18 protein-coding genes are annotated in these 14705 nt (G+C 70.8%); 4 read left to right on the forward strand and 14 right to left on the reverse strand.

Annotation, left to right across the window (positions count from 1 at the left end; translation table 11 throughout):
* Positions 1 to 60 precede the first annotated feature (60 nt).
* The 13 genes from AB0F52_RS30445 to hrcA form a co-directional block, all read right to left on the reverse strand.
* Positions 61 to 1128 (reverse strand): RDD family protein, encoded by a 1068-nt coding sequence (locus AB0F52_RS30445; protein WP_360178478.1) that lies wholly within the window; start codon positions 1126 to 1128, stop codon positions 61 to 63.
* Positions 1129 to 1311: 183 nt separating this feature from the next.
* A complete protein-coding gene (locus AB0F52_RS30450) occupies positions 1312 to 1767 on the reverse strand; it encodes a DUF2752 domain-containing protein (protein WP_360178481.1) in 456 nt (151 codons plus the stop codon).
* A complete protein-coding gene (locus tag AB0F52_RS30455) occupies positions 1764 to 2111 on the reverse strand; it encodes a CD225/dispanin family protein (RefSeq protein WP_360178484.1) in 348 nt (115 codons plus the stop codon). Before AB0F52_RS30455 ends, AB0F52_RS30450 begins: the two co-directional genes overlap by 4 nt.
* Positions 2112 to 2138: 27 nt before the next feature.
* Entirely contained in the window at positions 2139 to 2507 is a 369-nt protein-coding gene (locus AB0F52_RS30460; RefSeq protein WP_360178487.1) for a CD225/dispanin family protein, read from the reverse strand.
* A gap of 189 nt (positions 2508 to 2696) precedes the next feature.
* Positions 2697 to 3593, reverse strand: a complete 897-nt coding sequence (gene era, locus AB0F52_RS30465; RefSeq protein ID WP_360178490.1) for a GTPase Era — start codon at positions 3591 to 3593, stop codon at positions 2697 to 2699.
* Positions 3590 to 3928: a hypothetical protein gene (locus AB0F52_RS30470; protein WP_013228397.1), complete on the reverse strand. Its 339-nt coding sequence runs from the start codon at positions 3926 to 3928 to the stop codon at positions 3590 to 3592. The genes era and AB0F52_RS30470 overlap by 4 nt, the downstream gene beginning before the upstream one ends.
* Entirely contained in the window at positions 3921 to 5264 is a 1344-nt protein-coding gene (locus AB0F52_RS30475; RefSeq protein WP_360178493.1) for a hemolysin family protein, read from the reverse strand. The genes AB0F52_RS30470 and AB0F52_RS30475 overlap by 8 nt, the downstream gene beginning before the upstream one ends.
* Positions 5265 to 5273: 9 nt before the next feature.
* On the reverse strand, positions 5274 to 5846 hold the full coding sequence (gene ybeY, locus AB0F52_RS30480; RefSeq protein ID WP_013228399.1) for an rRNA maturation RNase YbeY: 573 nt from the start codon (positions 5844 to 5846) through the stop codon (positions 5274 to 5276).
* Positions 5843 to 6910: a PhoH family protein gene (locus tag AB0F52_RS30485; protein WP_360178498.1), complete on the reverse strand. Its 1068-nt coding sequence runs from the start codon at positions 6908 to 6910 to the stop codon at positions 5843 to 5845. The genes ybeY and AB0F52_RS30485 overlap by 4 nt, the downstream gene beginning before the upstream one ends.
* Positions 6911 to 6996: 86 nt before the next feature.
* On the reverse strand, positions 6997 to 7365 hold the full coding sequence (locus tag AB0F52_RS30490; RefSeq protein WP_360178501.1) for a histidine triad nucleotide-binding protein: 369 nt from the start codon (positions 7363 to 7365) through the stop codon (positions 6997 to 6999).
* Between the two features lie 421 nt (positions 7366 to 7786).
* Complete coding sequence (locus AB0F52_RS30495) at positions 7787 to 8539, reverse strand: 16S rRNA (uracil(1498)-N(3))-methyltransferase (protein ID WP_360178504.1); 753 nt, start codon at positions 8537 to 8539, stop codon at positions 7787 to 7789.
* Positions 8540 to 8541: 2 nt separating this feature from the next.
* Positions 8542 to 9708 (reverse strand): molecular chaperone DnaJ, encoded by a 1167-nt coding sequence (gene dnaJ / locus AB0F52_RS30500; RefSeq protein ID WP_103340846.1) that lies wholly within the window; start codon positions 9706 to 9708, stop codon positions 8542 to 8544.
* A 31-nt stretch (positions 9709 to 9739) separates the two neighbouring features.
* Positions 9740 to 10765 carry a heat-inducible transcriptional repressor HrcA gene (gene hrcA / locus AB0F52_RS30505; RefSeq protein WP_360178507.1) on the reverse strand — a complete coding sequence of 342 codons (1026 nt, stop codon included), beginning with the start codon at positions 10763 to 10765 and terminating at the stop codon, positions 9740 to 9742.
* A 364-nt stretch (positions 10766 to 11129) separates the two neighbouring features.
* Here hrcA and AB0F52_RS30510 point away from each other — a divergent pair, with 364 nt between their 5' ends.
* From AB0F52_RS30510 to AB0F52_RS30525, 4 genes are read left to right on the forward strand one after another with little or no spacing between them, the layout of a single operon-like run.
* Positions 11130 to 11519: a YbaB/EbfC family nucleoid-associated protein gene (locus AB0F52_RS30510; protein WP_360178944.1), complete on the forward strand. Its 390-nt coding sequence runs from the start codon at positions 11130 to 11132 to the stop codon at positions 11517 to 11519.
* Entirely contained in the window at positions 11519 to 11836 is a 318-nt protein-coding gene (locus AB0F52_RS30515) for a type VII secretion target (RefSeq protein ID WP_103340843.1), read from the forward strand. The genes AB0F52_RS30510 and AB0F52_RS30515 overlap by 1 nt, the downstream gene beginning before the upstream one ends.
* A complete protein-coding gene (locus tag AB0F52_RS30520; RefSeq protein ID WP_360178510.1) occupies positions 11833 to 13035 on the forward strand; it encodes a hypothetical protein in 1203 nt (400 codons plus the stop codon). Before AB0F52_RS30515 ends, AB0F52_RS30520 begins: the two co-directional genes overlap by 4 nt.
* Complete coding sequence (locus tag AB0F52_RS30525) at positions 13032 to 13526, forward strand: hypothetical protein (protein ID WP_360178513.1); 495 nt, start codon at positions 13032 to 13034, stop codon at positions 13524 to 13526. The genes AB0F52_RS30520 and AB0F52_RS30525 overlap by 4 nt, the downstream gene beginning before the upstream one ends.
* A gap of 11 nt (positions 13527 to 13537) precedes the next feature.
* Here AB0F52_RS30525 and AB0F52_RS30530 read toward each other — a convergent pair whose 3' ends face one another.
* Positions 13538 to 14602 (reverse strand): aldo/keto reductase, encoded by a 1065-nt coding sequence (locus AB0F52_RS30530; protein ID WP_360178516.1) that lies wholly within the window; start codon positions 14600 to 14602, stop codon positions 13538 to 13540.
* Positions 14603 to 14705: the final 103 nt, after the last annotated feature.

Here is a 14705-nt window from a genome sequence, read left to right on the forward strand (position 1 = left end):
TACCCCAACTATTCGTGAACTTCCGCCGGGCGACTCCGGCGGTGGTGCGGAAGGAGCCGGTCAGCGCTGCTCGTTCGGCGGCTGGCCGAACTGGCCCGGCTGGAACTTCTGGGTCGCCTCGGGTTCGCCCGGGGCGTCCGGACGCAGCATCTGGGTGCGCTCGGCCTGCTCGTCGAACGCGCTCTCGCCGGTGCCCGGGCGCAGCATCTGCGTGCGCTCCGCCTGCTCGTCGAAGGCGCCGCCACCCGGCGGCGGGGCGAGCGGCTGCTGCCCCGGCTGCTGCCCGAAGCCGCCCGGCTGCGGGGGCTGCGCGAACCCGCCGGAGGACGGCGGCTGGCCGAACCCGCCCGGCTGCGGCTGGCCGAAACCACCGGACTGCGGCTGCTGGGGGAAGCCACCGGACGACGGCTGCTGCGGGAAGCCCCCGGACTGCGGCTGGCCGAACTGACCGGGCTGGCCGGGCTGCTGGCCCGGCGGCGGGAAGCCGCCGGCGAACCCCGGCGCGCTCTGCTGCGCGTTCTGCTGGGCGAACGGCGCGGCCGCGTCGTCGGCGTTGATCACGACGGTGCCGAGGATCTTGTCGGCGAGGGTCTGGCTCTTGTCGTCCCACAGCGGCCACAGCCAACCGACGTAGCAGATGACGTTGTCGACGACGTGGGCGAGATCGCGCAGGAAGGCCATGCCGGGGCCGACCGGCTGCCCGGTGTCCTCGCGGACGAGCTTGATCTTCGCGACCCGCTTGCCGAGCGACTGCCCGGTGTTGCCCTGCTGGATCCACCGGTTGTAGATGGACCAGCCGATCCAGGCGAGCCAGCCGAGACCGCCGATGACCAGGATCGGCCCGGCTTCGCCGACGATCGCCGAGAACAGGCCGCCGATGATGTAGATCACGAGGATCGGGCTGAAGTCGATGAGCCAGCCGAGGGCGCGCTGCCCCCAGCTCGCGTAGTTCCGCGGCGGTCCGAAGGGATTGCCCTGCTGGCCGAAGGGGGCGGGCTGGCCGAACGGCGCCTGCTGCCCGTAGGGCGTGGGCTGCCCGTACGGCTGCTGCCCCGGCTGCGGCTGCCCGAACGGCTGCTGGCCACCGGGCTGCTGCCCGAAGGACGGCTGCCCGTAGGGATCGGTCATTGGGATTTCCCCTCGCTGGTCACTCCGCCGCACGCCCCGTGCGGAACCATCGCGGATGTACGGCGCGGTCCGCGGGAGCGTACTCGGTTGGCGTTCGGCCGCGCCGCGCAGGCTTCAGCTGTCCGGGTGAATCCCATGCCGCTCCGACGCGGTCCGCGGCGTCCCGGTTCCCGGCCGCCGAAATCAGACGCGCAGGCCCGTGAACGGGGCGAACGGGAGGTTGCGAATGACGAACCAGACGACGAACACGATCGAAAACGCCAGCGGCGTCCCCCGCCAGTGGAGCCAGCTGTTCATCGCGCGGCCACGCAGACGCCCGAGCGTCCACGCGACCGTGCTCCACACCAGCAGCAGCACGACGACGAACGACACGGCGTTGTAGTGCAAGGCCGCGGGGATGTTGCCGTGCATCAGGCTGTAGGCCATCCGCATGCCGCCGCAGCCCGGGCAGTCGATGCCGAGCAGCGCCTTGGTCGGGCAGAGCGGCAGGAAGCCGCCGGGCGTGGTCGGGTCGCCGATCCAGACGGCCGCGCAGCACACGCCGAGCCCCGCGACGACGGCCATCGGCGCACCGAGGGCGCGCAGCTTGGCCTTGGTGCCGCGCGCGGGGTATCCCGTGTAGACGGTCGTCGTGGTCATGGCCGCCAGCCCGTCGAGAAGACGCCGAGCCCCGCCAGCACGACGAAGAAGAGCACGTAGAGCAGCAGGAGGATCCCGATCGAGATGGCCGACCACATCGCCCACTTGCGGGCGTCGTTCGCGGCCTTCTGCGCCTCGGCGTGGAAGCCCTGGAACCAGAGCGACTGCACCTGGCTGGACTTCACGATCGCGACCACGCCCAGCGGAAGGCAGCACAGCACGGTGCTCAGGATCGCCCACACCATGTTGTTGTCCGGCGGCGGCCCGTAGTTCGGTGGCGGGTAGCCGTAGCCGTAGCCCGGCCCACCCGGGGGCGGGTACGGCGGCGGGTACTGGTCGGTCACCGGGGATCCTCCTGCTGTTCGGCTACGTCAGTATGACGTCGTGCTCAGGCTGGACGTGAACACGCCGGCGATCCCGAGGATGACCCACAGCGCGATCCACACGACGCCGACGACCGCCGAGATGATCGCCCACTTCTTCGCGGAGTCGGCGGCCTGCTGGGCGGCGGCGGTCTGCCCCTGCGCCCACAGGCCGTTCACCTTCGCGGCTTGCACGATCGACACGACGCCGAACGGGAGGCAGCAGAGGATGGTGGTGAGGATCGCCCACACGAGGTTGTTGCTCGGGGGCGGGCCCGGCTGGTAGCCACCCGGCTGCCCGCCGGGGTAGTTCGGCTGCCCGCCGGGCTGGTTCGGCTGGTCGCCGGGGTAATTGGGCATGCCCTGGCTATCGGTCATGATCGGTTGTTCCCCTTCGTCGTGCTCCAGAGACGACCACCGGATCCGCTGCCGCCCCGATCGGCCGCGATGTGGTCGAAGCCGCGACTGTAGGGGGCGGCGTGGGCACGCGTCCGGCGTTTCATCACGCCGCGACCGAATCGAGACCAGGAATTCCGCTGATCCTCCCCCGGCGGGGGAAAGCGCCGGTCAGAAGCCCAGCCGGCGCAGCTGACGAGGGTCGCGCTGCCACTCCTTGGCCACCTTGATGTGCAGGTCGAGGTAGACCTTCGAGCCGAGCAGCGCCTCGATGTTCTTGCGGGCGGCGGCGCCGACCTCCCGCAGCCGTTCGCCCTTGTGCCCCAGGATGATCCCCTTCTGGCTGGGCCGTTCCACGAACAGGAACGCGTGCACGTCGATGAGGTCGTCGCGGCCTTCGCGGGGCAGCATCTCCTCGACGGTGACGGCGATCGAGTGCGGCAGCTCGTCGCGGACGCCTTCCAGCGCCGCCTCGCGGATCAGCTCGGCGACCAGGGTCTGCTCGGGTTCGTCGGTGAGCTCGCCGCCGGGGTAGAGCTGCGGCCCTTCGGGCAGCTTGCGGACGAGCAGGTCCGTGAGCGCGTCCACCTGGAACCCGTCCACTGCGGACACCGGGATCAGCTCGGCGAAGTCCATCACCTCCTGCAGCGCGAGCAGTTGCTCGGCGACCTGCTGGGGCTGGACGAGGTCGGTCTTGGTGACGATGCCGAGCACGGGGGTCCGCTTGGCGATCTTCTGCAGCTCGGCGGCGATGAACTTGTCGCCGGGCCCGATCTTCTCGTTCGCCGGCACGCAGAAGCCCACGACGTCCACTTCGGACCACGTCGTGTGCACGATGTCGTTGAGCCGCTCGCCGAGCAGGGTGCGCGGGCGGTGCAGGCCGGGCGTGTCGATGAGGACGAGCTGGGCGTCCTCGCGGTGGACGATCCCGCGGATGGCGTGCCGGGTGGTCTGCGGCTTGCTGGAGGTGATCGCGACCTTGGTGCCGACGAGGGCGTTGGTCAGCGTCGACTTGCCGGCGTTGGGCCGGCCGACGAAGCAGGCGAAGCCGGAACGGTGCTCGGTCATCGCTCGCGCACCTCGAGCACCGTGCCGTCGGGGGCGGCGAGGATGATCGGCGCGTACTTCGCGATGTCGCGCACGGCGTGCACGGACGCGCCCTTGAGCAGTCCCTCTTCGCTGACGACGGCGGCGGCTTCGATGCCTTCGGCGCCGCTGGACAGCGCCGCGGCGACCGCGGCCTGCAGCGCGGTGAGCTTGAACGACGGCTGGTCGACCGTGCCCGCCGCGTAGGTGCGGCCGTCGGTGTCGCGGACCGCGGCCCCTTCGGGGGCCTGGATGCGGGCGCGCGAGGACCGGGCGAGGACGACCAGCTTCTGGTCCTCCGCCTCGAGGTCAGGCATGTTCGACGCTCCTGTCGCGTTCGTCGGGGTGGGGCAGGCGCGTGCGGCGGCGCGTCCGGTCGACGGGGTCCGTCATCGCCTCGGCGTCGGCCGGGTGGACGACGACGGAGGTGATCCGCATGCGGCCGCGCCGGTCCTTGCCCCCTTCGGCGAACAGCCGAAGGCCGGCGACCTCGGCTTCGGCCCCCGGTAGCGGGACCCTACCCAGTCGTTCCGCGAGCAGCCCGCCCACGGTCTCCACGTCGTGGTCTTCGAGGTCGATGCCGAACAGTTCGCCCAGGTCGTCGATGCCCATCCGGGACGAGACGCGGACGGCGCCGCCGTCGAGCTCCTCGACCTCGGGGCGTTCGTCGGCGTCGGACTCGTCGGTGATCTCGCCGACGATCTCTTCGAGGACGTCCTCGATGGTGAGCAGGCCCGCCGTGCCGCCGTATTCGTCGACGGCGATCGCCATGTGGTTGTGCGAGCGCTGCATTTCCTTGAGCAGCTCGTCGAGCCGCTTCGAGTCGGGGACGAAGGACGCCGGGTTCATCACCGAGTCGACGACCGTGCTCGGCCCGTCGGGGTCGAGGTAGCCGGTCATCAGGTCCTTGATGTTGACGACGCCGACGATGTCGTCGACGGACTCGTCGATCACCGGCAGCCGGGTGAACCCGGTGCGCAGGGCCAGCGCCAGTGCCTGGCGGACGGTCTTGGTGCGCTCGATCCAGACGATCTCGGTGCGCGGCACCATGACCTCGCGGGCCACGGTGTCCCCGAGTTCGAACACCGAGTGGATCATCTCGCGTTCGGAGTCCTCGACGACGCCGCGTTCCTGGGCGAGGTCGACGAGCTCGCGCAGCTCGACCTCGGAGGTGAACGGGCCCTCGCGGAAGCCCTGGCCGGGGGTGATGGCGTTACCGATGAGGATGAGCAGCCGGGACAGCGGGCCGAGGACGGAGCCGAGGACGCGGACGGGCCCGGCGACGTAGCGGCCGATGCGGTAGGGGTGCTGCCGGCCGAGGGTGCGGGGCCCGACGCCGATGAGGACGTAGCTGACCACGACCATGACGACGGCGGTGACCAGCACGGCGAGGCCGAGCGGCGCCAGGCGGGTGCCGACGAACACGGTGACGAGGACGGTGGCGGTGAGTTCGCAGCCGAGGCGGAGCAGGAGCAGTAGGTTGATGTGCCGGCGGCGTTCGGCGACGACGGCGGCGAGGTGGCGGGCGCCGGGCAGCCCGAGCCGGGCGAGGCCGTCGGCCCGGGCTTGCGACACGGTGCTGATCGCGGCGTCCGCCGCCGCGAACACGCCCGCCAGGAGCACGAGCGCGATCGCGAAGAAGAGCTGTTCCATGGCTGGCGCCTAGGGCGTTTCCCCGGCGGGTGGTTCGGCGGCGGCCGGCGCGGGGGCGTCGAGCCCGGCGATGCCGAGGACACGGTCGTCGGTGTTGCGTTGGGCGTCCCGCTTCTCGAGCGCGGCGACGGCGTCCTGGTACTCGCCGAGGATGCGCTTCTGGAGGGCGAACATCTCGCGTTCCTCGGCGGGTTCGGCGTGGTCGTAGCCGAGGAGGTGGAGCACGCCGTGCACGGTGAGCAGGTGCAGCTCGTCGATCAGGGCGTGGCCCGCGGTCTTGGCCTGGTCCTTGGCGAACGCCGGGCAGAGCACGATGTCCCCGAGCAGCGCCGGCGACGCGTCGGGCGCGTCGGGGCGGCGGGAGGAGTCGAGCTCGTCCATCGGGAAGGCCATGACGTCGGTGGGGCCCGGGAGGTCCATCCAGCGTTCGTGCAGGTCTTCCATGACTTCGAGGGTGACGAGGAGGATGGACAGCTCGGCGAGCGGGCTGACCTCCATCTTGTCGAGGGCGTAACGGGCGGCGGAGACGATGGACGTCTCGTCGACGTCGACGCCGGACTCGTTGGCGATCTCGATGCTCAACGCCGGTTGCCCTTCCAGCCGTCGTTCTGCTGCGCGTCCTGCACGGCCTGCCACTTCTCGTAGGCGTCGACGATGCTCGCGACGAGCCGGTGCCGGACGACGTCCTGGCTGGTGAGTTCGGCGAAGTGGAGGTCCTCGACGCCGGTGAGGATGTCGCGCACGACGCGCAGGCCGCTGCGCTGCCCGCTGGGCAGGTCTACCTGGGTGATGTCGCCGGTGACGACGATCTTGGACCCGAAGCCGAGCCGGGTGAGGAACATCTTCATCTGCTCGGGCGTGGTGTTCTGGGCCTCGTCGAGGATGATGAAGGCGTCGTTCAGCGTCCGGCCGCGCATGTAGGCGAGCGGCGCGATCTCGATGGTGCCGGCCTGCATCAGCCGCGGGATCGACTCGGGTTCGACCATGTCGTGCAGCGCGTCGTACAGGGGCCGCAGGTAGGGGTCGATCTTCTCGTTCAGGGTGCCGGGCAGGTAGCCGAGGCGCTCGCCGGCTTCGACGGCCGGGCGGGTCAGCACGATGCGGGTGACCTGCTTGGCCTGGAGGGCCTGGACGGCCTTCGCCATGGCGAGGTAGGTCTTGCCGGTGCCGGCGGGGCCGATGCCGAAGACGACGGTGTGCTTGTCGATGGCGTCGACGTACCGCTTCTGGTTGAGCGTCTTGGGCCGGATGGTCTTGCCGCGGCGCGAGACGATGTTGAGGCTGAGGACCTCGGCCGGCGAGGCGTCTCCGGTGGAGAGCATGCCGATGGTGCGCCGGACGGTGTCGGGCCCGACCTGCTGGCCGCCGGTGGCGAGCTGCACGAGCTCGGCGAAGACGCGTTCGGCGAACGCGACGTCGGCGGGGTTTCCGGTCAGGGTGACTTCGTTGCCCCGCACGTGCACGTCGGCGGCCAGGAGCTCCTCGGCGACGCGCAGGTTCTCGTCGCGGGAGCCGAGCAGGCTGAGCGCGGCGGCATCGGGAATGGGGAACCGGGACTGCGCAGCCTGGACGGCGGCATCCTCGGTCTTGGCGACGTCCCCGGGGACGTCGGGTCGGGCGGCGCCACCCGGTACGGTTCCGGCCACGTGGCCTCAGGCCTGCTTTCTCGGTGAGGGAGAACGGACCCCACCGATGCTACTGGCACCCACCGACAAGACGCAGGCCGGTTTCCCTAGTCCTCGTCCGGAGCCCCGAACAGCCCGAGCGGCTCCCCGCCCAGAACGTGGGCGTGCACGTGGAAGACGGTCTGCCCGGCATCCCCATCGGTGTTGAAGACAACCCGATACCCGCTCTCGACGATCCCCTCGAGTTCGGCAACCCGACGAGCGGCAGCAACGACATCACTCAGCAGCTGCGGATCCGCGGCGGCGAGCTCCGCAACATTCCGGTACCGCTTCCGGGGCACGACAAGCACATGAACCCGAGCCTGCGGCCGAACATCCCGAAACGCAAAGGTGGTCTCATCCTGATACACAACATCGGCAGGGATCTCCCCACCAACGATCCGTTCGAAGAGAGTCTCAGCATCACTACCGCTCATAAGAGCACCCTACCCACCACACCCAAACGCCACCTGCACCCACACAAGCGAGAAGGCCGAAGGCCGCCGAGCCGGCAACACGCCGTCAACAACAGGCCCGAAACGAAACTCGCGGGGGTCCGGGGCGTAGCCCCGGCTGGGGGCCTGGGGGTTTGACCCCCAGAAAAACACAACGAAACCAAGCCGCGGCTCGAGGGCGAGCGAAGCGAGCAGAGAGATGCCGCGGCGGCGGTGAAGCCTGGGGGTCGCCTCACCGCGACCGCGGCGGCCGCCGGACCGAGGGGGGAGGTGCCCGGCGGAGTCTGTGTCTTCCCAGTGGCGCGTCTGAACTTTGAGTGGCGCGTTAATAAACGAGAGTAACGGGTCGGAGCGTGATCGCGCCATAACTGGGCGCAAAATTCGCCCGGTTTTTTGGGTGATCTCACTGCCAGCGGGTGGTGAGCGCGCCGAGGGCGCCGAGGGCGACCGCGGCGGCCGTGGAGGTCCGCAGGACCGTCGTGCCCAGACGCACCGCCCGGGCGCCGGCCTCGCGCAGGGCGGTGAGCTCCTCGTCGGTGATCCCGCCCTCCGGCCCCACGACGAGCAGCACGTCCCCGGCATCGGGCAGCGGCAGGTCGGTGAGCCGCTCGGGGACGTCGGACTCGAGCACGATGGCCAGCGACATCGTCGCCACCAGCCCGGCCAGCTCTCCGGTGGTCACCGGCTCGGTGACCTCCGGCACGTGGGCCCGCCGGGCCTGCTTCGCGGCCGCACGCGCGGTGGCGCGCCACCGCGCGAGGGCCTTTTCACCGCGGCCCCCGTCCTCCCACTTCGCGACGCTCCGAGCCGCCCGCCACGGGACGATCGCGTCGGCACCGGCCTCGGTGGCGAGTTCGACGGCGAGTTCGCCGCGGTCACCTTTGGCCAGTGCCTGCGCGACCAGCACACGCAGGGCGGGCGGCTGCTCGGTCCAGTGTTCCTCGACCGCCAGCGTCAGCAGCGGGTCGCGCCCGGCCTGGACGCCTTCGACGACGCACCGGGCCATCGTCCCGGCGCCGTCGGAGAGGACCAGCCGCTCCCCCGCGCGCAGGCGGCGGACGGTGGCCGCGTGCCGGGCTTCCTCGCCGTCGAGGACCGCGCGGCCGGAAACCGGCACCGACGCGGCGAGGAAGACCGGCAGGGTGGTGTCGGGCACGGTCAGCGGTGGTTCTTGGCGCGGAGTTTGGAGAACAGCCCGCCGTGCTTGGTGCCGTTGGACGCCAGCGTCGGGACCTCTTCGCCGCGCTGCTGGGCCAGCTCGACGAGGAGTTCGCGCTGGGCTTCGTCGAGCTTGGTCGGGACCACGACGTCGATGTGGACGTGCAGGTCGCCGCGGCCGTCGACGCGGCCGGAGGACCGCAGCCGCGGCATGCCCTTGCCGGTCAGGACGAGCTCGGCGTTGGGCTGGGTGCCCGGCTCGACGTCGAGCTCGTAGTCGCCGTCGACGAGGGTCGAGATCGGCACCGTGGCGCCGAGCGCGGCCGTGGTCATCGGGATGCGGAAGTTGCAGTGCAGGTCGTGGCCCTGCCGGACGAAGACCTCGTGCGGGGTCTCGTCGATCTCGACGTACAGGTCGCCGGCTGGGCCGCCGCCGGGGCCGACCTCGCCCTGGCCGGACAGCCGGATGCGCATGCCGTCGCCGACGCCCGGCGGGATCTTCGCGGTGACGTTGCGGCGGGCGCGGATGCGGCCGTCGCCGCCGCACTGGCGGCAGGGGTCGGGGATGACCTCGCCGAAGCCGCGGCAGACCGGGCACGGGCGGGCCGTGACGACCTGGCCGAGGAAGGACCGCTGGACGGACTGGACCTCGCCGGCGCCGCCGCAGGTGTCGCAGGTCTTGACCGAGGTGCCCTCGCTGGTGCCCGCGCCGCGGCAGAGGTCGCAGACGATCGCCGTGTCGACGGCGATCTCCTTGTCGACCCCGGTGGCGCACTCCTCGAGGGAGAGGCCGAGCCGGATCAGCGCGTCGGAGCCGGGCTGGACGCGGCTGCGCGGGCCGCGCCCGCGCCCCCCGCCCCCGCCGGCCGCGCCGAAGAAGGCGTCCATGATGTCGCCGAGGCCGCCGAAGCCGGCGAACGGGTCGCCGCCACCGCCACCGCGCGCGCCGCCGTCCATCGGGTCGCCGCCGAGGTCGACGATCTTGCGCTTCTGCGGATCGGACAGCACCTCGTAGGCCGTCGTGACCTCGCCGAACTTGTGCTGCGCGTCTTCCGACGGGTTGACGTCGGGGTGCAGCTCCCGGGCCAGCTTCCGGTACGCGCGCTTGATGTCCTGATCGCTCGCGTTCTTGGCCACCCCGAGGATGCCGTAGTAGTCCCTCGCCACCGTCTCTGCTTCTCCTTCTGCTCTGCCCGGCTCAGCGGCCGGCCAGGATTTGCCCCACGTAGTTGGCGACCGCCCGCACCGCGGCGATCGTGCCGGGGTAGTCCATCCGGGTTGGGCCGACCACCCCCATGCCGCCGAGCACCACGTCGTCGCGGCCGTAGCCGATCGAGACGACCGAGGTGCTGCGCATCTGCTCGTCCTCATTTTCCTCACCGATGCGCACCGTGATCGCACCGGGGTTGCGCGCGGCGGCCAGGAGCTTGAGCACGACGACCTGTTCCTCGAGTGCCTCGAGGACCTGGCGCAGCGAACCCGGGAAGTCGGCGACGTTGCGCGTGAGGTTCGCGGTGCCGCCGAGCACCAGGCGTTCTTCGGGGTGTTCGGCCAGTGACTCGACCAGGACCGTGGTGACGCGGATGAGCGTGTCCCGCAGCTCGCCGGGCGACTTGTCGGGCAGCTCGGCGACCCGCGCCGCGGCGTCGTTGAGCCGCCGTCCGGCCATGGCCGTGTTGAGCACGCTGCGGAGCCGGGCGACGTCTTCTTCGGTGATGACGTCGCCGAGGTCGACCGTGCGCTGGTCCACGCGCCCGTTGTCGGCGATCAGCACCAGCATCAGCCGCGCCGGGGTGAGCGGCACCACTTCGAGGTGACGCACCTTGGCGTTGGTCAGCATCGGGTACTGGACGACGGCGACCTGCCGGGTCAGCTGCGCGAGCAGCCGGACCGAGCGCTTGAGGACGTCGTCGAGGTCGGTGCCGCTGTCGAGGAACGTGGTGATGGCCTTGCGTTCGGCGGTGGAGAGCGGCTTGATCTCCGAGAGCCGGTCGACGAACAGGCGGTAGCCCTTGTCGGTCGGGACGCGGCCGGCACTGGTGTGCGGCTGGGTGATGTAGCCCTCTTCTTCGAGCGTCGCCATGTCGTTGCGCACCGTGGCGCTCGACACACCCAGGTTGTGCCGCTCGACGATCGCCTTGGACCCGACCGGTTCCTGGTTGGACACGTAGTCGGCCACGATCGCGCGCAGCACGTCGAAGCGGCGTTCCTCCGCGTTGGCCACCGGTTCCTCACCTACCTCGCTCGCTGCTCGATCCGAGTTTACGGAAGCCTGAGCCGGTCGCGCTCAACGCGCCCGCCTGGGCGCCGCCGGGGGCAGCCCGCGCTTGCCGCCCCGACCCCCGGCGCAGTGAATGACTCATTCATGACGTGGGAGGTCAGGAATGAGTCATTCACTGCGTCCCGGCGCGCCGCCCACCGCCGCCCGCGCCGGGTAAAGAGCACGCAAACCGCCGCCCATGAATTGTTCTGGAAATGAGTTTCCCGCTTGAACGGGGAACCGAAAACCGGTTTGCTCCCTCTGAGCCACGCACCCTTCCCCGACTGACGAGGTCGCCGTGAACAATTTTGACCCGGCTTCGGCCGGAATGCCCGAAATCGCCCGGCGCGCGGCCGAGGCGAAGGCGCGGTTGCAGCGTGTCTCGGCGACCGCCACAAGCGCCGACGGAGCCGTCACGGTCACCGTCAACACCGCCGGTGCGCTGCAGGAACTCAGCTTCGGCCCGCGTGCGGACGAGCTGCCGCGGACCCGGCTGGCCCAGGCGGTCCTGGCCACGGCGCGCCGGGCCCAGCTCGACGCGGCGCAGCAGCTGACCGGCATCATGGCGCCGGTGATCGGCGAGCGCAGCGAGGCGATGGAATTCCTGAAGGAACAGATTCCGGCACCCGAAGTCCCCGAAGAACGCACCGGAGAACCGCGCCGGAAACCGCCGTCCGACGACGACTTCGGCAGCCCGATCCTGCGCCGGGGGCTCTGATGGCGATGCGGGTCGACTTCGACGTCCTCGGCGGCCACGAGGACGACATCCGCGAGATCGCCGCCAAGGTCCAGCAGGCGCTCGACGCCGCCGGCACCGCCCAGGCGCTCGACTTCGACGCGTTCGGACTGGTCGGCCAGGTCTTCGCGCTCCCCATCCAGGCGTGGCTGACCACGGCCGACGGCTTCCTCGCCGCGGCCGTCGAGGCCGGCCACGAAGTCGCGGACCGGGTGAAGACCGCGCACACGGCGTTCCGCGAGCACGAGCAGAAGACGAAGTCCCTGATCGAAGGCATCGGCAAGGAGCTGCCGGCATGACCGAAACGCAGGAAAACCCGCTGGTCGCGACGGCCGAGTCGCCGGGCGGCTTCTGGAGCGGCATGGGCGACGGCTCGAAGGGCGAGCTCGACAACGTCAACGCGCAGACCGGCGGCGCGGGCATCTTCAGCGACGCCGCCTCGACGCTGACCGACGCCCGCAACGGCGACTGGGGCAACCTCGCCATGGACGTCGGCACCGACGCCCTCGACCTGCTCGGCGCGGCGATGGACCCGCTCGGGACCCTGGCGAGTGCGGGTGTCGGCTGGCTGATCGAGCACATCAGCTTCCTCAAAGACGGCCTCGACAAGCTCGCCGGCAAGCCCGAAGCGATCACCGCCAAGGCCGTGACCTGGACGAACATCGCGAAGCAGCTCACCGAGACGGCCGAGAGCTACGAACAGCAGGCGAAGAAGGTCCAGCAGTCGTTCAGCGACTGCGGGTCCGCGGAGGCGTACCAGCGGACGGCCGAAAGCTACGTCGGCGTCCTGCGCGGCGCCGCGTCCCACGCCGAAGGCGCGTCGACCGCGATGAACGTCGGCGCGGCGCTGGTCGGCACCGAGCGCGGGCTGATCCGCGACCTGATCTCGTCGTTCGTGGGCGAGCTGATCGTCAAGGCGCTGGCCGCGCTGGCGGCGTCGTGGTGCACCTTCGGCGGCACGATCGCGGCGTTCATCGCGGACACGGTGATCGAGGGCGGGGTGCTCGCGGAGAAGATCAGCACGCGCATCGCGAAGATCGTCGAGAAGCTGGAGGGCCTGGCGAAGGGGGCGGGCAAGTCCAAGGCGGCCCTCGAAGGGGCGGCGAACGCGCTGAAGAAGGCGGGTAAGGCGGCCGACCGGATCGTGGACAAGAGCGTCGAGACGGCGGCCGGCATCGAGCGGAAGGCCAACGAGCTCAAGCAGGCGGGCCGGGAGGCGAAGTCCGCCGAAGAGACGGCCAAGGGCTGGAGCGACGCCGCCAAGGAGCACGTCCCGGGCCGCGAGAAGCTGGAAGGTCCGGGCAAGTACTCCGAAGAGGGCCGCAGCGTGCTGAACCAGCACAAGGTCCTCGACCCGAACGAAAAGGTGCACTGGAACACCGCCGACACCGTCGGCGTGGCGACCGAAGGCCGCCGCCAGGAGAACGAACAGTACGACCGCTACCACGAGGCCCAGGAGGCCTACGAGAAGGAACACCCCGAAGGCGAGGGCGAGTGAACGACCGGCCCGAAGTGGAGCTGGCCAACCGCAACGGCCGGCTCCACCCCGCGCAGCGCGGCGCGCTGCTCGACCTGAACTTCTGGGTGGCGGCGGCCCTCGTCATAGCCGGGCTGGTGGTGACGGTGACCCTCGCCACCGCGGCCGAGACGGCGGGCGAAGTCCTGGGCACCGTGGTCCCGCTCCTGGCGATCACCGGCTGGTTCGGGTTCGTATGCTGGCGCCGGCTCGCCGACGCCTTCGGCGGCCGGCTGGTCGCGGTGACGGGCTGGACGCACGACTTCGACACCGCCCGCCTCACCGACGAGTACCCGATCGGCCTGCACCGCAGCCCGGAGGGGTTCAAGAGCCTCGAATCGTTCAGCCTGCGCGCCGGCGGCCGGACCTACCCGCTGGAGCGGAAGCTCCGCGAGCGGATCCAGCCCGGCCGGAACAACACCGTGCTCGTCGCACCCCGGAGCAAGCTGCTGGTCAACGTCCTCCCCGCCTGACCGGCAACCGATCAGCGGCGGGCTTCGATGACCAGGTCGCCGCGGGTCACCGTGCGGAGGTGGTCACTGGCGAGCACGTCGTGCGGGTAGCCGAGGTCGATCGCGGCGACCTCGTCGAGGCGAGCCAGGTGCGAAGCGGTGAAGGCGACCTCCAGGGCACCCAGGTTGTCTTCCAGCTGCGAAGGGGTGCGGGCGCCGATGATCGGTGCCGTCACGCCCGGGTTCTGCAGGGTCCACGCCAGCCCGACCTGGGCGGGGGTGCGGCCCAGCTCCGCGGCGACCTCCTTCACGACGTCGGCGACGGCGAGGCTGCGCTCGGTGACCAGGCCCAGGCCCGCGTTGAAGCTCTTGCGGGTGCTTTCGCCGGGTCCGGCGTTCGCCGCGGTCAGGTCGGCGTGGCGGTACTTGCCGGTGAGCAGGCCGCCCGCCAGCGGGGAGTACGGCGTCACCCCCAGCCCCATCGCCCGGGCCATCGGGATCAGGTCCCGCTCGGCCGCCCGGTTGACGAGGTTGTACTCGACCTGCAGCGCGATCAGCGGCGACCAGCCGCGCAGGTCGGCGATGGCCTGCATGCGCGAGACCTCCCAGGCCGGGACGTTGGACATCGCCACGTACAGGACCTTGCCGTCGCGGACCAGGTCGTCCAGGCCGCGCAGGATTTCCTCCACCGGCGTCGTGAAGTCCCAGACGTGCAGGTAGAGCAGGTCGAGGTAGTCCGTGTTCAGCTGCCGCAGGCTGGCCTCCACCGACGCGAAGAGGCTCTTGCGGTGCGGGCCGCCGGAATTCGGGTCACCGGGCCGGCGCAGCGTGGTGTACTTCGTCGCCAGCACCAGGCTCTCGCGGTGGTCACGCGCGAACTCGCCGAGCAGGCGCTCGGAGCTGCCGTCGGTGTAGGTGGCCGCGGTGTCGACGAAGTTGCCGCCGCGCTCGACGTAGGTGTCGAACAGCTTGCGCGCCTCGTCTTTCTCCGCGCCCCAGCCCCACTCGGTGCCGAAGGTCGCCGTGCCCAGCGCCAGCGGGGAAACCCGCAGCCCGGAGCGGCCCAGCAGCCGGTAGGTGTCAAGGGTGAGGGACATCAGGTCCTCCTGTGCTCGAAATCCGTCGGGCACCAGCCTGTGATCACCGCGGGCCGGGGGTAAGGGAGAGGACTTCCTGGGAACACGAGTCCTACCCCCGGCG

The sequence above is a fragment of the Amycolatopsis sp. NPDC024027 genome, from assembly GCF_040638975.1.
GTDB lineage: Bacteria > Actinomycetota > Actinomycetes > Mycobacteriales > Pseudonocardiaceae > Amycolatopsis.